Annotated in this window: 23 protein-coding genes; 17 read left to right on the top strand and 6 right to left on the bottom strand. The window is 61.2% G+C overall.

The annotated features are described in order from the left end of the window. Positions 1-30: 30 nt before the first annotated feature. The 14 genes from ACS4RS_RS24195 to minE all read left to right on the top strand — a co-directional run bounded on the left by ACS4RS_RS24195 (position 31) and on the right by minE (position 13,569). Positions 31-936, top strand: a complete 906-nt coding sequence (locus ACS4RS_RS24195; RefSeq protein WP_439013396.1) for a class II glutamine amidotransferase — start codon at positions 31-33, stop codon at positions 934-936. 68 nt (positions 937-1,004) lie between these two features. After that, the gene (locus ACS4RS_RS24190) at positions 1,005-1,691 is read left to right on the top strand and encodes a GltB/FmdC/FwdC-like GXGXG domain-containing protein (RefSeq protein ID WP_439013395.1); all 687 of its coding nucleotides are present in this window, start codon (positions 1,005-1,007) and stop codon (positions 1,689-1,691) included. 14 nt (positions 1,692-1,705) lie between these two features. Then, a complete protein-coding gene (locus ACS4RS_RS24185) occupies positions 1,706-3,034 on the top strand; it encodes a glutamate synthase-related protein (RefSeq protein ID WP_439013394.1) in 1,329 nt (442 codons plus the stop codon). A gap of 80 nt (positions 3,035-3,114) precedes the next feature. Then, positions 3,115-4,422 (top strand): type III glutamate--ammonia ligase, encoded by a 1,308-nt coding sequence (glnT, locus tag ACS4RS_RS24180; RefSeq protein WP_439013393.1) that lies wholly within the window; start codon positions 3,115-3,117, stop codon positions 4,420-4,422. Between the two features lie 99 nt (positions 4,423-4,521). Beyond that, positions 4,522-5,406 carry a formyltetrahydrofolate deformylase gene (gene purU / locus ACS4RS_RS24175; protein ID WP_439013392.1) on the top strand — a complete coding sequence of 295 codons (885 nt, stop codon included), beginning with the start codon at positions 4,522-4,524 and terminating at the stop codon, positions 5,404-5,406. 138 nt (positions 5,407-5,544) lie between these two features. Beyond that, positions 5,545-6,678 (top strand): aminomethyltransferase family protein, encoded by a 1,134-nt coding sequence (locus tag ACS4RS_RS24170; RefSeq protein WP_439013391.1) that lies wholly within the window; start codon positions 5,545-5,547, stop codon positions 6,676-6,678. An 11-nt stretch (positions 6,679-6,689) separates the two neighbouring features. Continuing rightward, positions 6,690-7,295, top strand: a complete 606-nt coding sequence (locus ACS4RS_RS24165) for a dimethylamine monooxygenase subunit DmmA family protein (protein ID WP_439013390.1) — start codon at positions 6,690-6,692, stop codon at positions 7,293-7,295. Beyond that, positions 7,292-8,257, top strand: coding sequence for a 2Fe-2S iron-sulfur cluster-binding protein (locus tag ACS4RS_RS24160; RefSeq protein ID WP_439013389.1), 966 nt, complete (start codon positions 7,292-7,294; stop codon positions 8,255-8,257). Before ACS4RS_RS24165 ends, ACS4RS_RS24160 begins: the two co-directional genes overlap by 4 nt. A gap of 32 nt (positions 8,258-8,289) precedes the next feature. Next, a complete protein-coding gene (locus ACS4RS_RS24155; protein WP_439013388.1) occupies positions 8,290-9,330 on the top strand; it encodes a heme-dependent oxidative N-demethylase subunit alpha family protein in 1,041 nt (346 codons plus the stop codon). Positions 9,331-9,421: 91 nt separating this feature from the next. After that, on the top strand, positions 9,422-10,759 hold the full coding sequence (locus ACS4RS_RS24150) for an NAD(P)-binding domain-containing protein (protein WP_439013387.1): 1,338 nt from the start codon (positions 9,422-9,424) through the stop codon (positions 10,757-10,759). 123 nt (positions 10,760-10,882) lie between these two features. Next, positions 10,883-11,485: a methyl-accepting chemotaxis protein gene (locus ACS4RS_RS24145; RefSeq protein ID WP_184375582.1), complete on the top strand. Its 603-nt coding sequence runs from the start codon at positions 10,883-10,885 to the stop codon at positions 11,483-11,485. 209 nt (positions 11,486-11,694) lie between these two features. Next, a complete protein-coding gene (minC, locus tag ACS4RS_RS24140; protein WP_439013386.1) occupies positions 11,695-12,414 on the top strand; it encodes a septum site-determining protein MinC in 720 nt (239 codons plus the stop codon). A gap of 82 nt (positions 12,415-12,496) precedes the next feature. Further along, a complete protein-coding gene (gene minD / locus ACS4RS_RS24135) occupies positions 12,497-13,312 on the top strand; it encodes a septum site-determining protein MinD (protein ID WP_439013385.1) in 816 nt (271 codons plus the stop codon). Beyond that, positions 13,309-13,569: a cell division topological specificity factor MinE gene (minE, locus tag ACS4RS_RS24130; protein WP_097629714.1), complete on the top strand. Its 261-nt coding sequence runs from the start codon at positions 13,309-13,311 to the stop codon at positions 13,567-13,569. Before minD ends, minE begins: the two co-directional genes overlap by 4 nt. A 41-nt stretch (positions 13,570-13,610) precedes the next feature. Here the strand turns inward: minE and ACS4RS_RS24125 are convergent, their stop codons facing one another. From ACS4RS_RS24125 to ACS4RS_RS24110, 4 genes are all read right to left on the bottom strand, one after another. After that, on the bottom strand, positions 13,611-13,991 hold the full coding sequence (locus tag ACS4RS_RS24125) for a DUF6481 family protein (RefSeq protein ID WP_012555040.1): 381 nt from the start codon (positions 13,989-13,991) through the stop codon (positions 13,611-13,613). 144 nt (positions 13,992-14,135) lie between these two features. After that, positions 14,136-14,360, bottom strand: a complete 225-nt coding sequence (locus tag ACS4RS_RS24120; RefSeq protein WP_439013678.1) for a hypothetical protein — start codon at positions 14,358-14,360, stop codon at positions 14,136-14,138. A gap of 219 nt (positions 14,361-14,579) precedes the next feature. Further along, positions 14,580-14,795 (bottom strand): cold-shock protein, encoded by a 216-nt coding sequence (locus ACS4RS_RS24115; protein WP_449314005.1) that lies wholly within the window; start codon positions 14,793-14,795, stop codon positions 14,580-14,582. Between the two features lie 302 nt (positions 14,796-15,097). Further along, entirely contained in the window at positions 15,098-17,467 is a 2,370-nt protein-coding gene (locus ACS4RS_RS24110) for a DUF1989 domain-containing protein (RefSeq protein WP_439013384.1), read from the bottom strand. A 245-nt stretch (positions 17,468-17,712) separates the two neighbouring features. Here ACS4RS_RS24110 and ACS4RS_RS24105 point away from each other — a divergent pair, with 245 nt between their 5' ends. Then, entirely contained in the window at positions 17,713-19,497 is a 1,785-nt protein-coding gene (locus ACS4RS_RS24105) for an APC family permease (RefSeq protein ID WP_449314004.1), read from the top strand. Positions 19,498-19,595: 98 nt separating this feature from the next. On the opposite strand, the gene ACS4RS_RS24100 is transcribed toward ACS4RS_RS24105, so the two are convergent. After that, a complete protein-coding gene (locus tag ACS4RS_RS24100) occupies positions 19,596-20,627 on the bottom strand; it encodes an aldo/keto reductase (RefSeq protein WP_439013383.1) in 1,032 nt (343 codons plus the stop codon). 223 nt (positions 20,628-20,850) lie between these two features. After that, positions 20,851-22,119, bottom strand: a complete 1,269-nt coding sequence (locus ACS4RS_RS24095) for an FAD-dependent oxidoreductase (protein WP_439013382.1) — start codon at positions 22,117-22,119, stop codon at positions 20,851-20,853. Positions 22,120-22,234: 115 nt separating this feature from the next. On the opposite strand from ACS4RS_RS24095, the gene ACS4RS_RS24090 reads away from it, so the two are divergent. Next, positions 22,235-23,215 (top strand): 3'-5' exonuclease, encoded by a 981-nt coding sequence (locus ACS4RS_RS24090; RefSeq protein WP_439013381.1) that lies wholly within the window; start codon positions 22,235-22,237, stop codon positions 23,213-23,215. 187 nt (positions 23,216-23,402) lie between these two features. Beyond that, positions 23,403-23,549, top strand: a complete 147-nt coding sequence (locus ACS4RS_RS24085) for a DUF1127 domain-containing protein (protein ID WP_097616699.1) — start codon at positions 23,403-23,405, stop codon at positions 23,547-23,549. Positions 23,550-24,156: the final 607 nt, after the last annotated feature.

Below are 24,156 nucleotides of genomic sequence, written 5' to 3'. Positions count from 1 at the left end.
CCTTTCTCAACACGAACGGAGGCACGCGCTATGTGCGGCATTGTTGGACTGTTCCTCAAGGACAAGAGCCTTGAACCCCAGCTGGGAAATCTGCTCTCGGATATGCTGATCACCATGACGGATCGCGGACCGGATTCGGCCGGCATCGCGATCTATGGCGGTGCTGCCGAGGGGAGGGCGAAGATCACCATCCAGTCCGCCAATCCGGGCTCGGACTTCGAAGGTCTTGCCGCCGACCTCGAAAAGGCCGGCATCAAAGCCGACGTGTCGGTCAAGAGCACGCACGCCGTCATCGAGCTCGATGCCTCCAAACTTGGAACCGTGCGCAAGGCGCTCGAAGAGATCCGTCCGGCGGTCCGTCTGATGGGGTCGGGCGAAAGCGTCGAGATCTACAAGGAAATCGGCCTTCCGAAAGACGTCGTGAAGCGGTTCGACGTCCGTGCCATGGGCGGCACCCACGGCATCGGCCATACCCGCATGGCGACTGAATCCGCCGTCACCACGCTCGGCGCCCATCCGTTCTCGACCGGCGCCGACCAGTGCCTCGTGCACAACGGTTCGCTGTCCAACCACAACAATCTGCGCCGAGAACTCATCCGCGAAGGCATGACCTTCGAGACGCAGAACGATTCCGAAGTCGCCGCCGCCTACCTCACGGCCGAAATGGCCAAGGGCAAGGATCTCGGCCAGGCGCTGACAGGCGCGCTCGACGATCTCGACGGCTTCTTCACCTTCGTCGTCGGCACCAAGTCCGGCTTCGGCGTGGTGCGCGACCCGATCGCCTGCAAGCCCGCTGTCATGGCCGAGACCGACCAATATGTCGCCTTCGGCTCGGAATACCGCGCGCTGGTCAACCTTCCCGGCATCGAGAATGCCCGTGTCTGGGAGCCGGAGCCGGCGACCGTTTATTTCTGGGATCACGACAAGGCCGCCTGAGGGTCGCCTGAAAGCAGGAGGCGGCTGAAACCGTCTCCCAGACAAACGAGGATTCCAACGAGGATTCAATGCCCATATTCGACCTTTCCAACACCCCTCTTCGCGAGTTGAACAGCGCGCTGCACGCCCTTTCCAAAGGCGCCAACGACACTGAATTCGAAGTCATCAACCCGCGCGGCAGCCATGCCGTCGCCGTCGGCATCGACAGCCCCGTCACGGTCGCTGTGAGAGGATCGGTCGGCTATTACTGCGCCGGCATGAATGACGGCGGCAGGGTGACGGTCCATGGTTCGGCCGGCCCGGGCGTTGCCGAAAACATGATGTCCGGCACGGTCGTCATCGAGGGCGACGCCAGCCAGTATGCCGGCGCCACCGGCCGCGGCGGCCTGCTCGTCATCAAGGGCAATGCGGCCTCGCGCTGCGGCATTTCGATGAAGGGCATCGACATTGTCGTTCATGGCAGCATCGGCCACATGTCGGCCTTCATGGGCCAGTCCGGCCATCTCGTCGTGCTCGGCGACGCCGGCGATGCGCTGGGGGATTCGCTCTACGAAGCCAAGCTTTTCGTCCGCGGCGAGGTCAAGAGTCTCGGCTCCGATTGCATCGAGAAAGAGATGCGGCCGGAACACTTGGAGAAGCTGGCCGAGCTGCTGGAGCGCGCAGGGGTGAGCGACGTCCGCCCCGACGAGTTCAAGCGCTACGGCTCAGCCCGCAAGCTCTACAATTTCAACATCGATAACGCCGACGCGTATTGAGGCGAGGGATCCCCATGAGCTATCACAACCCCTATACCCCGCCCCGCAAGTCCGCGACCTTCGACGATTATACGCTCGCCGAAATCCGCCGCGCGGCCGCGACCGGGATCTATGACATCCGCGGCGCCGGCACCAAGCGCAAGGTTCCGCATTTCGACGATCTGCTGTTTCTCGGCGCCTCGATCTCGCGCTATCCGCTCGAAGGTTATCGCGAGAAGTGCGACACGACGGTGGTGCTCGGCTCGCGTTTCGCCAAGAAGCCGATCACGCTCAAGACGCCGATCACCATTGCCGGCATGAGCTTCGGCGCGCTTTCCGGCAATGCCAAGGAAGCGCTCGGCCGCGGCGCGACGATATCAGGCACCTCGACCACGACAGGCGACGGTGGCATGACCGATGAGGAACGCGGCCATTCGCAGACGCTGGTCTACCAGTACCTGCCCTCCCGCTATGGCATGAACCCGAAGGATTTGCGCCGCGCCGATGCGATCGAAGTCGTGGTCGGCCAGGGCGCCAAGCCCGGCGGCGGCGGCATGCTGCTCGGCCAGAAGATCTCCGACCGCGTCGCCAATATGCGCAACCTGCCGAAGGGCATCGACCAGCGCTCGGCCTGCCGCCATCCGGACTGGACCGGCCCCGACGATCTCGAAATCAAGATCATGGAGCTGCGCGAGATCACCGATTGGGAAAAGCCGATCTACGTCAAGATCGGCGGCGCGCGTCCCTATTACGACACCGCCCTTGCCGTGAAAGCCGGCGCCGACGTCGTCGTCCTCGACGGCATGCAGGGCGGCACGGCGGCCACGCAGGACGTCTTCATCGAGAATGTCGGCATGCCGACACTTGCCTGCATTCGCCCGGCCGTCCAAGCGCTGCAGGAGCTCGGCATGCATCGGAAGGTGCAGCTCATCGTTTCGGGCGGCATCCGCTCCGGCGCCGACGTCGCCAAGGCGTTGGCGCTCGGCGCCGATGCAGTCGCGATCGGCACGGCGGCACTTGTCGCCATCGGCGACAATGATCCGCACTGGGAAGCCGAATATCAGAAACTCGGAACGACAGCCGGCGCCTATGATGATTGGCATGAAGGCAAGGATCCGGCCGGGATCACCACCCAGGATCCGGAGCTTTCAAAACGCCTCGACCCTATCGTGGCCGGCCGCCGTCTTGCCAACTACCTCAAGGTGATGACGCTCGAGGCGCAGACGATTGCGCGGGCCTGCGGCAAGAACCACCTGCACAACCTCGAGCCGGAAGACCTCGTCGCACTGACGATCGAGGCATCGGCCATGGCGCAGGTGCCGCTTGCCGGCACCAACTGGATCCCGGGTAAGGGAGGCTATTGATTTCTACCGGCCGGGCACACGTCCCGGCCGTCTTGCATCCATAACCAAGGTGTCTCCAAGAAATCCAAAGGGGAACGAGAATGACACTGGACCTTGCTGCTTTTGCCAGAGACAAAGGCATCAAATATTTCATGATCAGCTACACCGACCTGTTCGGCGGCCAACGCGCCAAGCTGGTCCCCGCCGAAGCCATTGCCGATATGCAGAAAGATGGCGCCGGCTTTGCCGGCTTTGCCACCTGGCTCGACCTGACGCCTGCCCATCCCGACCTGTTTGCGGTTCCCGATGCTTCCTCCGTCATCCAGCTCCCATGGAAGAAGGACGTCGCATGGGTTGCAGCCGACTGCGTCATGGACGATCAGCCGGTCGAACAGGCCCCGCGTGTGCTGCTGAAAAGGCTGGTCACTGAGGCTGCGAAACAAGGGCTGCGGGTGAAAACCGGCGTCGAGCCCGAGTTCTTTCTCATCTCCGCGGATGGCTCGGTGATCTCGGATCAGTTCGATACCGCCGAAAAGCCCTGCTACGATCAGCAGGCGGTGATGCGCCGCTACGACGTCATCGCCGAGATTTGCGATTACATGCTCGAGCTCGGCTGGAAGCCCTATCAGAACGACCACGAGGATGCGAACGGCCAGTTCGAGATGAACTGGGAATATGACGATGTTCTGAAGACGGCGGACAAACACTCCTTCTTCAAGTTCATGGTCAAGTCGGTCGCCGAAAAGCACGGGCTTCGCGCCACCTTCATGCCGAAGCCCTTCAAGGGACTGACCGGAAACGGCTGCCATGCCCATATTTCGGTCTGGGACATCGACGGTAACGTCAACGCCTTCGCCGACAAGGAAATGGCCTTCGGGCTATCGGCGCAGGGCAAGACCTTCCTCGGCGGCATCATGAAACATGCCTCGGCGCTAGCCGCAGTCACCAATCCGACGGTCAATTCCTATAAGCGGATCAACGCGCCGCGCACCACCTCAGGCGCCACCTGGTCGCCGAACACAGTGACCTGGACGGGCAACAACCGCACGCATATGGTGCGCGTGCCGGGGCCGGGACGTTTCGAGCTGCGCCTGCCTGATGGTGCGGTCAATCCCTACCTGCTGCAGGCGATCATCATCGCTGCCGGCCTTAACGGCATCCGCAGCCAGGCAGACCCCGGCCGGCACTATGATATCGACATGTATGCCGAGGGGCATCTGGTGAAGGACGCGCCGCGGCTGCCGCTCAACCTTCTCGATGCGTTGCGCGCCTATGATGCCGACGAGGGCCTGAAGCAGGCGATGGGAGCGGAATTTTCCGCCGCCTACCTGAAGCTCAAGCATCGGGAATGGGATGCCTACTGCTCGCATTTCACCCAATGGGAACGCGACAGCACGCTCGATATCTGAGCGGCCGGCCGAGCTCTTTGACGACCGCCGACACGCCGGAGTGGCAAGCTTCGGCGTGATCGCATGCTTGCCACCTGATCTCGCGAAGGAAGAGACAGCATGAAAAGCTTCGTACTCACCGTATCCTGCAAGTCGACACGCGGCATCGTTGCGGCGATTTCGAGCTATCTGGCGGAGAAGGGCTGCAACATCATCGACAGTTCGCAGTTCGACGATCTCGATACCGGCAAGTTCTTCATGCGCGTCTCCTTCATTTCCGAAGAAGGTCTGTCCGGCTCAGAGATCGGCGCCGATTTTGCCGCCGTCGCCGCGCCCTTTTCGATGGAATACGAATTCCACGACAGCGAAAGCCGCATGAAGGTGCTGCTGATGGTGTCGCGCTTCGGCCATTGTCTCAACGACCTGCTCTACCGCTGGAAGATCGGCGCGCTGCCGATCGATATCGTCGGCGTCGTCTCCAACCATTTCGACTACCAGAAGGTGGTGGTCAATCACGACATCCCCTTCCACCATATCCCGGTCACCAAGGCCAACAAGGTTCAGGCCGAAGCCCATATCATGGAGGTCGCCGAGCAGACCGGCACCGAGCTGATCGTGCTTGCCCGCTACATGCAGATCCTGTCGGACGAGATGTGCCAGAAGATGTCGGGCAAGATCATCAACATCCACCATTCCTTCCTGCCGAGCTTCAAGGGCGCCAACCCCTACAAGCAGGCCTATGGCCGCGGCGTCAAGCTGATCGGGGCAACGGCGCATTACGTCACCGCCGATCTCGACGAAGGCCCGATCATCGAGCAGGACACGGCCCGCATCACCCATGCGCAGTCGCCGGACGACTACGTCTCGATCGGCCGCGACGTCGAAAGCCAGGTGCTGGCCCGCGCCATCCACGCCCATATCCACCACCGCACCTTCATCAACGGCAATCGAACCGTGGTCTTCCCGGCAAGCCCCGGCAGCTACGCCTCCGAACGCATGGGTTGAGCGCGGTCTGGATCAATCGGCGGCGCGCAGAGCTATAGAAGTTTTGGGGAAATGCATGTCGGATGGGCTTGCCACGACGCGAAAGAATTATATAGTCAAGAAATAAATATTCCGTAGAGGAAATAAGAGGGAACGGTAATGGCTTTATCATGGCGTTTTTCCGTATTGGCGGATCGGCATCGCGCTCTGGGATCGAAGCTCGAGGACTGGAGCGGCATGGGGACCGCCTGGACCTACGACAAGGACATGTCGGAAGAACATGTCGCCGTCCGCACCAAGGCCGGCATCATGGATGTCTCGGGCCTGAAGAAGGTGCATCTGGTCGGCCCGCATGCCATCGCCGTTCTCGACGCCATGACCACCCGCGACCTGACCAAGATCTACCCCGGCCGCTCGGTCTATGCGACCATGCTGAACGAGCGCGGCCATTTCACCGACGATTGCATCGTCTATCGCACCGGCCCGAATTCCTGGATGCTGGTACACGGCTCCGGTTCCGGCCACGAGGAGATCGTCAGGCAGGCGGCAGGCCGAAATTGCGCCGTGCTCTTCGACGACGACCTGCATGACCTGTCGCTGCAGGGTCCGCTCGCGGTCGACTATCTCGCCAAATATGTGCCGGGCATCCGCGATCTCAAATATTTCCACCATATGCAGACGACACTGTTCGGCGCACCGGTGATGATTTCGCGTACCGGCTATACCGGCGAACGCGGCTACGAGATCTTCGTGCGCGGCCAGGACGCCGTCATGGTCTGGGACCGGATCGTCGAGGAAGGCAAGGAGATGGGCGTCATCCCCTGCTGCTTCTCCGTGCTCGACATGCTGCGCGTCGAAAGTTACCTGCTGTTCTACCCCTACGATAATTCGCAGATGTATCCCTTCGCCGACCAGCCGCCCGGCGACAGCCTCTGGGAACTCGGTCTCGACTTTACCGTCAGCCCCGGCAAGACCGGCTTCCGCGGTGCGGAGGAACATGCCCGCCTCAAGGGCAAGGAACGCTTCAAGATCTTCGGCATGCTGATCGATGCCGATGGGCCGGCCGATCTCGGCGACGAGGTCTTTGCCGACGGCAAAAAGGTCGGCGTCATTACCTGCCCGAGCTATTCGGCGCTGACGAAGAAATCCATGGCGATTGCCCGTCTCGACGTTGACAAGGCGGTGCATGGGACGAAACTCGAAGTCCGCGGCAAGACCGTGAAGGCAAACGCGACCGCCCACACGCTCCCCTTCGACGATCCGGAGAAGAAGAAGAGGACTGCCGTAGGTTAAGGAGCACGCCAATGCTCGTTGCAGGCATCAAGAGCCGACCAGTCTATACGGGCCTGACCATCCAGCCGCGTGCCCGGCGGCACATTTTCGCGCTCGAAGGGGAGGGCGCCAAGGCTCTCCTCGACCAGCGGCCAGCACTTGACGAAACCGCCCTTTCCCGCAGCGAAATCCTCTATGTCGCCCGCGGCTCGCAAGGGTCCGGCCTGGACGAGGCACTGCGCCACCTTGGCGCGGACATGTTCTTCACCGCACCGACGATCGCAACGCTGCTCTTCCGATTGAAGGGCTCACTCGCCGCCGCCCATATGGGCACGCGGCTTTATATCTCGGGGAGGGAAGGCTTCATCGGTCAGGCGATGCTGGTGGCGCTCGATTACGGCATGGACCACGCCTCGGTCGTTACCGAGCACCGCGGCTCGCTCGCCCGGCGCGTCCAATGCGTCCATTGCAAGGGCATTACCGACGACGTCACCGTCAGTCCCTTTTCCTGCAGCCATTGCGGATTGGCGCTTCTGGTGCGCGATCATTATTCCCGCCGGCTCGGCGCCTTCCAGGGCGTCAATATCGATGCGGAAGAGCCCGGCAGTGCACCCGACCCCGAGGAGTTGTTCCTGTGAGCGGCGGCACCGAAATTCCCGTCCGCGTGGCGCGGATCACGCCGATCGCCGAGCGCGTCAAACGCTTTCGCTTCGAGCGCCTCGACGGCAAGCCCATGCCTTATTTTTCCGGCGGCGCGCACATCATCGTCTCGATGAACGACGGCGGCCATATGCGCCGCAACGCCTATTCGCTGATGTCGCCGCCGCATGATTGCGCCGCCTTCGAGATCAGCGTGCTGCATGTCGAGGATTCACGCGGCGGATCCACCTTCATGCATGAGAAGGTGCGCGAAGGCGACGAGCTGAAGGTCAGCTATCCCGTCAACCTCTTCCAGCCGGACTGGCGCGGGCGCAAACATCTGCTGATCGCCGGCGGCATCGGCATTACCCCCTTCATCGCGATGATGGAGCAATTTTCCCGCGAGGGCGCCAATTTCGAGCTGCATTATGCCATCCGCACGCGCGATCGCGGCGCCTACTGGCGGGAACTGCTGGAGCGCTACGGCCCCCATCGCATCAAGATCCATTGCGACGCGGAAGGCGCCGCCATCCCCCTGGCGCGCCTGCTCGACAGCCAGCCGCTCGGCACGCATCTTTATGTCTGCGGCCCGTCCGGGATGATCGACGGCGTGCTGAAAGCCGGCATCAACGCCGGCTGGCCGGAACAGAACCTGCATTCCGAACGGTTCCTTTCCTCGCTGCCCGGCAAGCCCTTCACGATCGAGCTTCTGCGCTCGGGCAAGACGGTGAAAGTCGGTCATCATGAAAGCATGCTGGAGGCGATCGAAGCGGCGGGCGTCGACGCACCTTTCCTCTGTCGCGGCGGCGCCTGCGGTCAATGCGAAACCGCGGTTGCCGTCTGCGAGGGCAAGCTGCTGCACCATGACGTCTATCTAACAAGCGAAGAAAAAGAATCCGGCCGCAAGGTGATGATCTGTGTTTCCCGCTTCGAGGGAAACACGTTGCATCTTGATCTGTAGCGGCATCGGGAAAACGGAACGAGGAGCCCGACATGGCAATTGCCTTCAAGCAGGAAACCTTCCGGAACGATTTCAGCTACCGGAACAGCCCCGAGAACATCCGCCGCTTCCCCTTTCCCTTCGATCGCGATGAATACATGTATTCCGTCAACATGGAGCCGCATGTGCGCGGCCGGCCAGGCACCGTCTTCGAAAACCTGATCGACGTCGACGAGCATTATGTTGCCGAGATGCATGACCGGGCGCTTGTTTTGAAGGAAGATCCGCTTCGCTATCAGGCCCTGCCGCACATGATGAGCGCGCAATGGGATACGCTCGAACTGCTGATGGAAGAGCAGGCGGCGGGTAACCCCGAGCATTTCACGCTGATCCGCAACGGCGACCAATGGCGCTGGATCAACCGCCCGCTCGGCATAGACGACAGCTTCACCTTCGGCGATGCCTCGACGCTGCCCTATGAGCCCTTCGAATACATCACCCGCCAGGCCCAGGGCGATTTCTGCATCGTCGACCAACGCGACGGCAATCTCTGGATGGATGCCGGCATGGTGACGACGCAGGCCGACTGGTCGCTCGATTTCGATATCGGCATGAACTTCATGGAATGGCACGGGCCGGTGCCGCTCGCCCATCAGATCGGCGTCTTCGACAGGGCGCTGAAATTCCTGTTGAACCTGCAGCAGGGCAAGCCGACACGACGCTTCAACTGGACGATGACGATCAATCCGCGCCTCGACACCAGTCCCGAGAATTATCACAAATGGGGTCCTGATCGTACCACGGTGACATCGGACAATGTCGGTGAGAAGGTGCATCTGCGCGTCGAGCTGCAAAGCCTCTGGCGCCTGCCGCGCTCCAACGCCATCCTTTTCGTCATCCGCTGCTACCTGATGAACATGGAAGAGCTCGTCACCGTGCCGAAATGGGCGCGCCGTTTCCCGCGCGTACTGAAGACGCTGCCGCCCGAACTCATCGACTACAAGGGCCTCACCCGTTTCCGCGAGACGACGATCGACTGGCTTTCCAAGTATGACGACGGAGCACCGACCAGCCCCGGCACTTTTCCCGACTGAGGCGCGCCGCGCATTTTAGGCACGAAAGACGCCGTAACGCTCTGAAAATTCGTCGCAAATTGATATCGCATAATCAAGAGGGGAATGCTTCATGACAAGAGTAGCCGTCATCGGTGCCGGTCCTTCCGGTCTGGCGCAGCTGCGCGCCTTTCAATCGGCTGCCCAGAAGGGCGCCGAGATCCCGGAGATCGTCTGCTTCGAAAAGCAGTCGGACTGGGGCGGGCTCTGGAATTATACCTGGCGCACCGGCCTCGACGAATATGGCGAACCGGTGCACGGCAGCATGTATCGTTACCTCTGGTCGAACGGCCCGAAGGAATGCCTCGAATTCGCCGATTATTCCTTCGAGGAGCACTTCGGCAAGCCGATCGCCTCCTATCCGCCGCGCGCCGTGCTCTGGGATTACATCAAGGGCCGCGTCGAAAAGGCCAATGTCCGCCATTGGGTGCGCTTCAGCACGCCGGTGCGCATGGTCCGCTTCGACGAAGCGACGAAGAAATTCACGGTGACGGCGCACAACCGCGTCGAGGACCGGATGTATGACGAGGAATTCGACTATGTCGTCGTCGCATCAGGCCACTTCTCGACGCCGAACGTGCCCTATTTCGAGGGCGTGAGGACCTTCAACGGTCGGGTCCTGCATGCCCACGATTTCCGCGATGCGCTGGAGTTCAAGGGTAAGGATATTCTGCTCGTCGGCCGCAGCTATTCGGCCGAAGACATCGGCTCGCAATGCTGGAAATACGGCGCAAAATCGGTGACGACGAGCTACCGCTCGAAGCCGATGGGCTTCAAATGGCCTGAGAATTTCGAGGAACGGCCGCTGCTGACCCGGCTCGAAAACCGCACTGCCTATTTCCTCGACGGCTCGAGCAAGGAGGTCGACGCGCTGATCCTGTGCACCGGCTACCAGCACCATTTCCCTTTCCTGCCCGACGACCTCCGGCTGAAGACCGCCAACCGCCTCTGGGCCGACAGCCTCTACAAGGGGGTGATCTTCGATAAGAACCCGCGGCTTTTCTATATCGGCATGCAGGATCAGTTCTACACCTTCAACATGTTCGACGTGCAGGCCTGGTGGGCACGCGATGTGATGATGGGCCGCATCACCCTGCCGCCGGAAGAGGAACTGAAGGCCAATTTCGATATGTGGCGGGCCCGCGAGGAGACGCTCGAGGATGCCGAGCAGATGATCTGGTATCAGGGCGACTATGTGAAGGAACTGCTTGCCGAGACCGATTATCCCTCCTTCGACATCGAAGGCACCAACCGGACTTTCATGGAGTGGGAACATCACAAGGCGGACAATATCATGGGCTTCCGCGACCACGCCTATCGATCGCTGATGACCGGCAACATGTCGCCGAAGCATCACACGCCCTGGGTCGAGGCGCTCGACGATTCCAAGGAGGAATATCTGCGCAACTGACCGGACGCGAGTGTTCTGCCGGACGAAGCTATTCGTACACTTCGTCCGGCATTTTATGACCGGCGCCTTTTGAAACGAGCCGATATAATCCATCCGCAACTCTTCTCTTCGAACGTGGCCTTCATGGATTTTCAAACGAGCATTCTCGGACGCATGAGCGGTTTTCTCTATCGCTGCCGTGCCGATGAAAACTACACGATGCTTGAGATGACCAACGGCATCGAGCGCATTTTCGGTTATCCCGCCGACGAAATCATCGGCAACCGTACGCGGACCTTCACCTCGATCATGTACGAGGAAGACGTGCCGTTGATGGACGAAATCGTCGGCCGGGCGCTGGAGAAGCGCGCGGACTGGACGATGGAATACCGCATCCGCCATGCGATGGGCCATCTGATCTGGGTGACGGAGACCGGCGGCGGCATCTGGGACCAAAAGGGTGAGCTTCTCTACCTCGAAGGCAGCATCATCAATATCGAATCGCTTTATCAGCGAATCGACGAGCGGACCGCCGATATGCGCGTCACCGCTTCGAAGACCAACGAGATTCTGCAATCGCTGCGTTACCTGAAGCTGCTCGCCGTCAACGCCGGCATCGAAGCCGCCCGCGCCGGCACGGCCGGATCGGGCTTTGCCGTGCTTGCCGCCGAGATGCGCACGCTCGCCAACTCCTCCGAAGAGGCCGCGCGTGCCATTTCCGAGGCGCAACGCAAGGCGGAAGGCTGAGCGTTTCCCGGCTCACGAAATAATTCGGGCTCAGGTCGAAGACGGGATTGTTAACCGTCCCACGTCTGCTGATATTCAGACACATTTTCAACAACTTGCCGCTATTCTGCGACTGACAAACCCTCTGTGATCGTGGGGAATGTTAAGGCCGCGTTAACTTTTTGTTAACCATAGTCGCGCTAGACATGATCAACGATTTCTTCACATAGATGACCAAAGTGCTAACAGACGCTCGCTCTATCCGCATCAAGGGCCGCTCTTTCCTCGCGGTCATGCTGTCCCCGGATCTTCCCATCGATGATTGGTTGATCAGGCTGGACGATCTGGCTGCGCGTTCGGCCGGCTTCTTCCTCGGACGGCCCGTCGTGCTCGATGTGACGGACCTGCAAATCGACCGGCCGCAGCTCAAGGACCTGATTGCCGAACTTGCCAAGCGCAATGTCAGCATCATGGGCATCGAGGGCGCACGACCTTCGATCCTCGGCGCGGGCATGCCTCCAGCGCTCAAGGGCGGCCGCTCGGCTTCCGACATCGAGGTTCAGGCAAACGATCCCGTCGATCCGGTCGGGAAACCGCCAGCGGCCGAGCCCCGTCCGGCAATGCAATCGATCGTCATCCGGGAGCCGGTGCGCTCGGGGCAATCGGTGATCTTCCCGGAAGGCGACGTCACGGTCATCGGATCGGTCGCCTCCGGCGCGGAGGTTATCGCGGGAGGCTCGGTGCACATTTACGGGGCGCTGCGCGGCCGCGCTATGGCGGGCTCCATCGGCAACGCATCGGCGCGGATCTTTTGCCGCAAGCTCGAGGCCGAGCTGGTCGCAATCGACGGCATCTACAAAATGGCGGAAGACATGGCGCCCAATCTTCGCGGACAGGCTGTGCAGCTCTGGCTCGAAGACGATGCGATCATGGCGGAAAAACTGATCTGACCACAGCGCCGCGCGGCTCTTCAGACGCGCAAAGGACGCTGTAACACTTTGAACTACTGCGGCCACGACTAAGGAGAGAGACATGGGGAAAGTGATCGTCGTCACGTCAGGCAAGGGCGGGGTCGGAAAGACGACCTCGACCGCCGCATTGGGAGCGGCGCTGGCGCAACGCAATGAAAAAGTCGTCGTCGTCGATTTCGACGTCGGCTTGCGCAATCTCGACCTGGTCATGGGCGCCGAGCGCCGGGTCGTCTACGACCTGATCAACGTGATCCAGGGCGATGCGAAGCTCACCCAGGCGCTGATCCGCGACAAGCGGCTGGAAACGCTGTTCCTGCTGCCGGCCTCGCAGACGCGCGACAAGGACAATCTGACGGCCGAGGGCGTGGAGCAGGTCATCAACGACCTGAAGCGCTATTTCGACTGGATCATCTGCGACAGCCCGGCCGGGATCGAGCGCGGCGCAACGCTTGCGATGCGCCATGCCGATGTTGCCGTTGTCGTGACCAATCCCGAAGTCTCGTCGGTACGCGATTCCGATCGCATCATCGGCCTGCTGGATGCCAAGACCGCCAAGGCCGAACGCGGCGAACGGATGGAAAAGCACCTGCTGCTGACCCGCTACGACGCCAACCGCGCCGAGCGCGGCGACATGCTCAAGGTTGACGACGTCCTGGAGATCCTGTCCATCCCGCTGCTCGGCATCGTGCCCGAAAGCATGGATGTCCTGCGCGCCTCCAATATCGGTGCGCCGGTCACGCTGGCAGAAAGCCGCAGCCCGGCTGCGATGGCCTATTTCGACGCCGCCCGCCGGCTCGCCGGCGAGTTGGTGCCGATGGCGATCCCTGAGGAAAAGCGGAATATTTTCGGCAAAATCTTCGGACGGAGGGCGGCATGAGTATTTTCCGTCTTTTCAACAAGCAGAGAACCGCACCGGCCGCTCGTGAGCGCCTGCAGGTGCTTCTCGCCCATGAGCGATCTTCGGCCGGGTCGGACCTGGTCACCCTGCTGCGCGAGGAAATCCTTGCGGTGATCGCCAAGCATGTCGAGCTCGACCATGACAAGGTGCAGGTGACGATCGATCGCAACGAATTCGTCTCAACGCTCGAGATCGATGTCGAAATCCCGCTGAATGCAGCCGTGCAGGCCGCTTGAAAGAGGGCGCTGCCTGTTGTGACGACAGGCAGCGCTGACAGTCACGACTTTCTGGCTTTTCGATTGGCGTAACGCAGGTCGCGTGCGGCCTTCCGGGCGGCTTCGTCGGCAATGACGCGAGCGATCCGGTCTTTGTCAGCCGCTTCCCGCGCGTCGGCGTCGGCGCGTGCTGCAGCCTCGGCGGCGGCCTGGCGTTCTGCTTCCGCGGCTTTCGCCTGCTCCAGTTCCTCGCGCTTTACCCGTTCGCGCTCGGCGCGGCGTTCTTCCCTGGCGGCAGCGACGGCCTGACGCTCCGCCTGCTTTGCCTGCCTGGTCGGCTCAGCCTTATCCTTGGCGTCACGATACGCATTGAGGAGAGCGGCCTTTGCTTCGGCAGCGGCGCTGCGACGATCGGAAAGCTCATTGTTTCTGGCGTTTTTCAATTCTGTTACCTGACTGTTTTGCTGCGACGTTAGAGCATGATTGCCGAAAACTGTGCGGCTTTCGCATGACCCTATGCTCTATGTATTCGATTGGGATCCGGATGCTATTATGCCAATCCGGCTTGAAATCATCTAGATCTTGAATCACTTTTTCTTTTTTCGCTTCACAGAAGGGTCGGCGGCCGCCATCAAGCGATCCTGTAATTCCTTGGCCTCACGGGCTTCTCGCAATCTCAAGGTCTTTTCCTCGCGGGCGCGCACAGTCTGATCGATCTCTTCGACCGCGCGGCTGCGCGCCAAGAATTGCGACTGTACGTTTCCGAAGGCGATCTCCGCCCGTTGGCGCGATTTGCTGTGTGTGTCTGTCATATCAGTCCTGGATTTTCGTAACAGCGCCGCGCGTCTCAAGACGCGCAAAGGACGCTGGAACGCTTTGACTTGCTGCATAATTCCTTAGATCGATTCCCATTTAAGGAATGGTGCAGTGGCCCGCTCGAGTGCAGCAAAAAGGCCAGGCAATTTGCCTGACCTCGCTGGTATCACGCTTTCAACAGTGCCAGTACATCCGTGGTCAAAGGAAAGCAGATATCAATTTAAGGCAGCTTGAAGATTGCAAGCGGACATTTTGCCCGACTTGTTATCGCGCTCAAGCTCATAGCCGATCTTCTGGCCTTCGACGATTTCACGCATGCCGGCGCGCTCGACGGCAGAGATGTGAACGAAGGCGTCAGCGCCGCCGTCATCAGGCTGAATGAAGCCGAAGCCCTTGGTGGAATTGAACCATTTAACTGTGCCAGTGGTCATAACGAACCCTTTCATAGCAATTGAATGACCGCACGTGCTGAATGCACGTCGGATGATAATCTCGATTTTGAAGAGGGAAGTTCGTCCAGGGCACGTTGTCGGCGTGCGATAACAAAAGTCAAACAAGCAATATCGACAATACCGATATAATGACTTAACCCGAATTTGTCAACTTTCAGTTTTTCGAAACTCTATATTCTCTAACTGGTTGTATCGTTGCCGCTTTACATTGTCGCCGGTGCGTGATGCCGCATCGGCGAGGTCCGGAACGGATCGGCGTCACCAGGTCTCCAATGCATGCATTACGAACGCGGCCGCGTCTTCTGCGGGTCGTAGTGGGAAAGCGGCTCGATTGTCGCCGGCAGGCGCTTCTGGTGGCCGTCGAGCTTGCCGATTTCCACCTCTGTGCCCGGACTTGCATGCATCACGTCGATGCGGGCGAGCGCGATCGTCTTGCCGAGGATCGGCGAGCGGGTGGCGCTGGTGACCACGCCCACCTGAGCGCGGCCGATATGAACGCAATCGCCGTGGCCGACGGCCTCGTTGGCCTTGACGTCGAGGCCGACGAGCAGATGACGCGCGTGTTCCTTGCGCCGGATCAGCGCCTCGCGCCCGATGAATTCGTCTTGCTTGGATTTCAGCGGCACGGTGAAGCCGATACCCGCCTCGAACGGGTCCGTCTGGTCGGTGAATTCGTGATGGGCGAAGATCAGGCCTGCCTCGATGCGGACCATGTCGAGCGCCTCCAGCCCCATCGGCTTCAGGCCATGCGGCTGTCCTGCCTCCCAGACGGCATCGAACACCGTCAGCGCATCCTTCGGATGGCAGAAGATCTCGTAGCCGAGCTCACCGGTATAGCCCGTGCGCGAGACGACGACGGGGGCGCCCTCGAAACCGCCGATGCGGCCGACGGTGAAGCGGAACCATTCGAGCTCGCCGATCGTCGGCTGGCGCGGCGCCGTCCAGATGATGTCCTTCAAGATATCGCGGCTCTTTGGGCCCTGCAGGGCGATATTGTGCATCTGATCGGTCGAGGAGCGGACCCAGGCCTTGAAGCCCTTCTTCTCGGCCTGCTGACGCAGCCATATGCCACTGGAATCATCGCCGCCGATCCAGCGGAAATTCTTGTCGCCGAGCCGGAAAAGCGTGCCGTCGTCGATCATGCCGCCGTTTTCGTAGCACATGGCGGAATAGACGACCTGGCCGGTCGACAGTTTGCGCACATCGCGCGTCAGGCAATATTGCAAGAGCTCCTCGGCATCCGGCCCCGTCACCTCGAACTTCCGCAACGGCGAGAGATCCATGATGGCGGCGCGCTCGCGGCAGGCCCAGTATTCCTCGACCGGCCCTTCGGCGGAAAAGCGGTTCGGCAGCCAGTAGCCGCGATATTCGGCATAGTCCCGCGTCAGGGCGGAGAGACGGGGATGGAAGGCGGTTTCGCGCGTCAGTTCGGCGTCGGCGTCTGGGGTCATGCGATAGGCCACCGCTCGTGAGAATTTTTCTTTTCCGGAAAAGGTGCGGACGTGGATATCCGTCGGATCCCAGCCGTTCGCCGCGTCGATATCGTCGGGGCAGGACGAGGAGACACAGACAAGATCGGTCAGCGCCCGCATCAGCACGTAGTCTCCGGGGCGCGACCAGGGCTCGTCGAGATAGAGCTGGTTGTTGTGGTCGATATTGGTGTTGTAGAAATAATTCAGCGCTTCCCAGCCCTTGCGGCCGGCAATGCCGTAAGGCGCCAGCGCCGCGTTGAAATTGTCCGTGCAGTTGACGTGGCCGGGATAACCCATGTCATCGTAATAGCGCGAATTGCAGGCGGTCGCGAAGGCATCGTGGCGCCCGACCGTATCCTGGACGATCTCGACCAGCGGCTCGAAATCGCGGTCGAAGGCCTTGGAGGGCAGGCCCGGCACCGGATAGCTGCGGCTGAGCAGCGTGCGAGTCACCGTCGAATCCAGTGCGAGATCGAGGCCCTTGTCGACCTTGCGAGCGGCAAAAGCCTGGAAGTCGGTGCATTGGCGCCCATAAACATCGACGATCTGGATGAATTCGCCGGCGCGCACCAAATAGGCTGTGGCGGTCGCCGCCCGGATGCGGATATCCTCGATGGGGTCGGCGGCCGGCTCCGGCAGGGCGGAGGCATAATCGCGGATCAGGAGGCTGCGCTTGATCCTGATCTCGATCGGCGTCGCCGTATCCTGCGCCTCCGGCGACATCGCACCGGCGGGTGCCGCGACGATCAACAGTCCCTTCATGGCAATCGTGAATTCCGCCCGGCTGCCCGGGCTCGATCCCGCCCCGAAGATCCTAAGTGCTCCAGCCGCAGTCAGATCCGCGCCGCGACGGCGAAGTGCTACACGCGTACGCGCAGCACTTTCATCCTCTGCTTGAAGAATAGCTTTTAAACCCTGAGCAGAATTGCTGAACGCCGTTCCGAGGCCCGCCGCCAGGAAGCGGCCTTTTTCATCGACAAAGGAGATCTCGCAAACCTGTCCGCCCTCGCTGTCGATAACGCTGACGACATCTCCCGGCTCGACACGCGCGACGACCGATCCGCCGCCCTTGGCCCTATAGCGCTCCATTCCCTCCGGCAGGGTGGGAATGCCGGGATAGCGCACCAGGCTCGGAGTGGCCGGGCGCAACCCGGTCGTAGCAGGATGAAGTTCTCGCATACTGCCCTCATGGGATGGGCATGCTCTCGGGCACACCCATACAGGTTACAAAACGCCTTCGGAAAGTAAAGGTGTATTGACTAAAAAGAAAATTTCTTCACTATGCATCAAGGCTGAGACTCGGGAATCCGTCGGGAACACGGATCGCCAAAATCATCCGGGCGGGCTTGAGACTGTCAGGGAGACACGTTCAGGGAGACGTACAAAGATACGTCCGGGAACAAATCGAATGGGGAATTTCACCGATGACAGACGTGGTGGAGGCCGGAATTTCATCCGGCATCGAAGGTAAGCTTGTACGCGCGCTCGACTGGAAGGGCGCATTCTGGGTGGCTGCGGGCGTGCCGCCGCTCGTTCTTTTCTCCATCGGCGGTATTGCGGGCACGACGGGCAAGCTCGCCTTTCTCGTCTGGATTATTTCAATGGTGATGGGTTTCCTGCAATCCTTCACCTATGCCGAAATCGCCGGTATGTTCGCCAACAAATCCGGCGGCGCCTCGGTCTATGGCGCCACCGCATGGCTGCGTTATTCGAAGTTCATCGCGCCGCTGTCCGTCTGGTGCAACTGGTTTGCCTGGTCGCCCGTGCTGTCGCTCGGCTGCGCCATCGCCGCCGGTTATATCCTCAATGCCTTTTTCCCCATCCCGGCGGCGGATTCGCAGATGGTCCTCGATTGGATCTCCGCGCATGCCGCGTCCATCACGGCCGATAGCCCCCGCGTCGCCGAATATATTGCGGCCCATGCCGGCACGACGCCGGACGACGCCGTCAAAGCGTTGCTGAGCACCGACGGCATCGCTGCGCTGACACCGTGGATCCGCAGCTGGTCGCTCGTCAGCTTCAGCATTCCCTTTCTTGCCACCGCCAATGTCAACGCCACCTTCTTCATCGGCGGCATCCTGATGCTGATCATCTTCGCGATCCAGCATCGCGGCATCTCCGAGACGGCAAGCGTGCAGAAGTGGCTGGCAATCATCGTGCTGGTGCCGCTGCTCATCATCGGCCTTTACCCGATCGTCAGCGGCCATATCCTTGCCGCCAACGTTACCGGCCTCGTACCGCCGACGGCCGCTTATTCCGGCACCGACGGCACCTGGAGCAACGGCGGCTGGACGCTCTTCCTCGGCAGCCTCTATATCGCCGCCTGGTCGACCTACGGCTTTGAGACCGCCGTGTGCTACACCCGTGAACTCAAGAACCCGAAGACCGATACCTTCAAGGCGATCTTCTATTCCGGCCTTGCCTGCTGCCTGTTCTTCTTCCTGGTGCCCTTCGCCTTCCAGGGCGTTCTCGGCCATGCGGGCATGCTCGCCCCCGGCATCGTCGACGGCACCGGCGTTGCCGAAGCACTCGGCGGCCTGATCGGCGCCGGCCGCGTCGTCACCCAGCTGCTCGTCGTGCTGATGATCATGGCGCTTTTCCTCGCCATCATGACGGCGATGGCCGGCTCCTCGCGCACGCTCTATCAGGGCTCGAAGGACGGCTGGCTGCCGAAATATCTCGACCACGTCAACGAAAACGGCGCCCCGACGCGGGCGATGTGGACCGATTTCGCCTTCAACCTCTTCCTTCTGGCCATCGCCTCGGATACCGGCGGCTACTTCTTCGTGCTCGCCGTCTCGAATGTCGGCTACATCATCTTCAACTTCCTGAACCTCAATTCCGGCTGGATCCATCGGATGGATTCCGGCCACATCGAACGCCCCTGGAAGGCGCCGACCTGGCTGATCGGCCTCAACACCGTGCTCGCCTTCGTCAACGCACTGTTCCTCGGCGCCGGCGCCAAGGTCTGGGGTTATTCCAACGCACTTTGGGTCGGCTTCATCTTCGCCGCCCTGATCCTGCCGGTCTTCGCCTATCGCCACTATGTGCGCGACGGCGGCAAGTTCCCGGCCGGCGCGATGGAGGATCTCGGCCTCGTCGGCCAGGATCTCGGCGTCAAGAAAGCCGGCATGCTGCCCTATCTGGCACTCGCCGGCGGCCTGGCGATCGTCCTGATCGCCAATGTGATTTTCCAGCTTCCGGCCTAAATCGCCTCCCAAGCAGAAAAGCCGCCATGAAAAAACATGGCGGCTTTTTGCATTGGTGGCTGCAGATCTGAGACAACTTGTTGCTTATGGACCGAAGCTCAGCGGCCGCCTTCGATCTTGCGCTGCCGCTGGTTGATGCCGCCCTTGCCATAGGGATAGTCGAACGGCTGAGGCGCACTCACCTCGTTGAGCTTCGCCATGTCGTCGTCGGAGAGCTTGAGCTTCATGGCGCCCAAGTTGTCGGCGAGCTGTTCGGGCGTGCGGGCGCCGAGGATGACTGAGGTGATCGCCGGCTGCCCCGCCGTCCAGGCGAGCGCCACCTGCGCCATGCTGACGCCGTGCGCCTTGGCGATTTCCTCGACAACAGCGATGATCGCCCAGGTTCGCTCCATCGCATTGCGCGGCGCATAGGATTCGCCGCCGCGATTGGGATTTTCGCCGAGGCGGGTGGCGCCGGTCGGCATCTCGTCGCGCTTGTATTTGCCGGTCAGCCAGCCGCCGCCAAGCGGCGACCAGGGCAACAGGCCCATGCCGGCATCCTGGCAGGCCGCGACGATTTCGAGCTCGATGTCGCGCACCAGCAGATTATATTGCGGCTGCAGCGTCACCGGGCGGGTATAACCGCGCGCCTTGGCAATCTCCGAGGCCTTGGCGATGTGCCAGCCGACATAATTGGAGAAGCCGTAATAGCCGATCTTGCCTGAGGAAACCGCATCATCGAGGAAGCGCAGCGTTTCCTCGATCGGCGTCAGCGCGTCCCAGGCATGCATCTGGTAGAGATCGATCTGCTCGAGGCCGAGACGACGCAGAGAGTCGTCGAGCGCCTGGCCGAGATGGCGGCGCGACAGGCCGATGTCGTTCGGTCCGTTGCCCATCGGAAAACGGCCCTTGGTGGCGACGATTGCCTGGCGGGCTTCGGTCGGGCGCGCCTTCAGCCAGCGTCCGATGATCTCTTCCGATTTGCCGGCGCTATAGACATCGGCGGTATCGATGAAATTGCCGCCCCAGGCGAAATAATCGTCGAGCAGCTTGTGCGAGGCCGCTTCGTCGGCCTCCGCGCCGAAGGTCATGGTGCCCAGGCAATAGGCGGTGACGACGGTCCCGCTGGGACCGAGCTTGCGATAATCCATTTCTTCCTCCTCATGCGGACGCCCGCAGCCGACGCACAAAATCGCCGGGGTAGAAGCCGGGGCTTCCGCAATCAATGACAATATCGAGCTTGAGGCGGCCGCTTGCCGCCGGATGACGTCTAGCGCCCTGGGCACATCCGGCGCAGGGGCTGGAGCAGCATAGCCAATCCCGCCGGTGCCACAAGTGGGAAAAAATTTTCCCGCAGGCCATGCGCCCGGCGATTTACGCTTTTTTCGAAAACGAACCGGCAATCAGATCGGCGGCGGCGACACCGGTCTCGTAGGCGCCATGCGCTGTCGAATAACGCGAGCGCGAACAGGCCTCGCCGGCAAAGAATATCCGTTGGTCATGCGGTGCGGCCAAGACCGTGCGGAGATCCGAGGCTCCGGGCTCGGCATAGGAATAGGAACCGCCGATATGCGGCGCTGCAGCCCAGGCCGAGATCGCCGTCACCGACAATTCCTTGCGGATATCGGCGCCGAATTGTGCCGCCAGCTCATCGGCGGCGAAGGAAAAGGCGGCGTCTCTGCCCTCACGCTCCAGATCATGCGCGAGGTCGCCGGCAAAATAGGCCTCGACGACAGGAGCGCCGAGCGGCCGGAGCTGATAGGTGCCGGTCGCGCCGCGGCTGATGGAGCCGAGCATATGGGTATCGGCCGGCAGCGCCTCCTGATTATCGAGCCTGAGGAAGAGCTTGTCGGCGAGCCCGAGCGGCAGACGCGCCGCCGCCTCGATCTTCTCGGGCAAGGGAGGGTCGAAGGCGATCTTTTCGGCGGCAAGCATATTCGTCGAAACCGTCACCAGCACTGCACGGGCGCTGAGCCCACCCTGGTTCGTCTCAATGGCGATATGGCCTGCATGACGGTGGTCGATGCGCGTGACCTCGACGCCAAGCCTTGCCGGAACCGGCCTGCCATAACGGGAGATCAATGTTCCATAGCCCTCACGCACCCGCCAATCGGGGCCAGGGCCGGGGTCGTATCTGTTGTAGTCGACGACCGACGAACGTTCCAACTCGGCGCCGGTGATATAGGTGCCGATCGCCCTGATCTGGCCATTCCAGGCATTGCCGGGTTCAAGCATCGCGGCCAGATCGGTGTCATCGCCTTCATGGCTTTCCAGGCGTTCGAAATAGGCGCCGATCGCCTCCTGTGCGGCGCGGGTTTCCGCATCGTCGCGCTGCAGCCGCCGCCCGCCGTTCCAGGGCGCCGGCGTGCGGTCGACCGTCAATCCGACCTCGTCGGCAATGCCAGTCCAGGCATTGGTCCGCGCCCCGTGCAACCAGCCGCAGCCGAGGTCGAGCGCGATGTCGGATGCTCCCGGCAGTCCGATGCTCCAGGCGCGGCCGCCGAGACGATCGCCGGCTTCCAGCAGCAGGATCGAAAGATCCGGACGGATCGCCTGCAGGCGACGGGCAGCGGCAATGCCGGCGGCCCCGGCGCCGATGATGACGACGTCCTGTTCGACACCCTTACCGTTGTCACCGGGCATGGCTTTTCCTTTGGCTGCTCGCGCTCAGCTAAGCTTGCATGTCCGTGAAAGGCAAGGGCTGGGGATAGCGCCGCGCGTGATGGATTAAACCGCGTCTGCGTGGCATACAGGTTCGATGAGCGTGCAGAGAGATCTGCAACTCGATATGTTTGCCAAGCCGTCACTGACGGTGCCCAAGGAGCGCGCTCGATTGCGCCGGCCGACGTCGCAGCCGGCCGGCCATTCCAATGAAGACATGGCGCGCACGCTTGAAAAGAGCGGCAACTACCGTATCCTCCGGAAACTGACCGCCCGGCCGATTGCAACGGCCAGACGGCCGGAGTTTTCGCGGCTTGGCGTCATTCTCGATACGGAGACGACCGGTCTCAACCACCGCAGCGACGAGATCATTGAAATCGGCGCCGTCGCCTTCACATTCGACGATGACGGCGCGATTGGCGATATCGTCGGCGTCTATGGCGGCCTGCAACAGCCGTCGCGGCCAATTCCGGCCGAAATTACCCGTTTGACCGGCATTACCGATGCGATGGTCGAAGGCCAGGTCATCGATATGAGGTCGCTGAGCACCCTGATCGAACCGGCCGATCTGATCATCGCCCACAATGCCGGCTTCGACCGACCGTTCTGCGAAGCTTTCTCGACGATCTTCGCCGGCAAGGCCTGGGCCTGTTCGGTGTCGGAGATCGATTGGAGCGCCCGCGGTTTCGAAGGCACCAAGCTCGGCTATCTCGTCGGCCAGGCCGGTTATTTCCATGACGGCCATCGCGCCGTGGACGACTGCCACGCGCTGCTGGAAATCCTCGATCGACAGCAAGGCGACGGTGAAAGTCCGTTTGCCGAGCTTTATCGCGCCAGCCAGCGCTCGCGCATCCGCATCTTTGCCGAACACAGCCCGTTCGAGATGAAGGACCATCTGAAGGCGAGGGGCTACCGCTGGTCTGATGGAAGCGACGGCCGCCTGAAGTCCTGGTGGATCGAAGTCGGCGAAGACGATCTTGGTGACGAGCTTTCCTATCTGCGCTCGGAAATCTACCGGTGGCGAGACGCGGATCCGCCGACCGTGCGGCTGACGGCCTTCGATCGCTTCAAACTCTGAGCGCGACGCGGTTCGGATCCTGACCGGAACACCTCCAACCCGACGACCCATGCAAACGTCGCATAGGTGCAGTGATGCATTGGCGCTGCAACAATCGCTGGGTTCATCCTATATACCACTCATCGAAGCGAACGAAGCGCCAAGGACTGGCAGCTAGGCTTCGAAAGCCCACGGAAAGGGGATCATCATGAACGTAGCACGCTCTTTCAATAACTGGCGCAAGTACCGTCAGACGGTCGCTGAACTGGGCCGTATGTCCGCGCGCGAACTGGACGACCTCGGCATCGGCCGCGGCGATATCCGCAATGTCGCTCGCGCTGCCATCGGCCGCTAACGACCTGCACAGTAAGCACTTTTAAAGACCTGGCCAGCGCCTGCTTTCTCCGAAGCGGGCGCTTTGCTTTTGTGCTTTTGGCGTGGCCGGATCATGGTAACAGGAGCTACCTGCTTATCGCATAACGCATAGCTGCCCTGCAAAGAAATGCCTACCAACTGAGCACAAAATAAGTATGATTATTTCTATCGAAGCGATGCACCTCCTCCCGCATCCCTTCGATTTGCAGGCGCCCCATCCTCCTCCCAGGGTCGTCTGCGGGAACGGCAGCACTCCTCCTCCCAGCTGTCGTTCGGTTTTTCTCGAAAGCCTGCCGCACCTCCTCCCGCGGCAGGCTTTTTCGTTCTGGGCCATAGAACGTCGGACCGCGCCTCAGCTCGAAAACCGGAATCGATTTTTGGAAAGCATGGTGCGCAGATTCAAGTTGTTATCGCGGCGCTATCGTACGGCCTGTCGCGATCATCCGGCCCTCGCTTTCCCCCAAGAGTACCTGCTTATTGCCGAATGAGTTTTCGCGCTTGTCGTCCCGTGCGCCTGCCCGAAGAGGCACAGGACAAAGCTGTTGACACTGAACTTGTCGTACAACTATGTAACCAGACGGATACCA

The sequence above is a fragment of the Rhizobium sp. F40D2 genome (genome assembly GCF_051810745.2).
Lineage (GTDB): Bacteria > Pseudomonadota > Alphaproteobacteria > Rhizobiales > Rhizobiaceae > Rhizobium.
The sequence above is the reverse complement of the archived record's forward strand: the minus strand, read 5'-3'. Positions and strand labels throughout refer to the sequence as shown.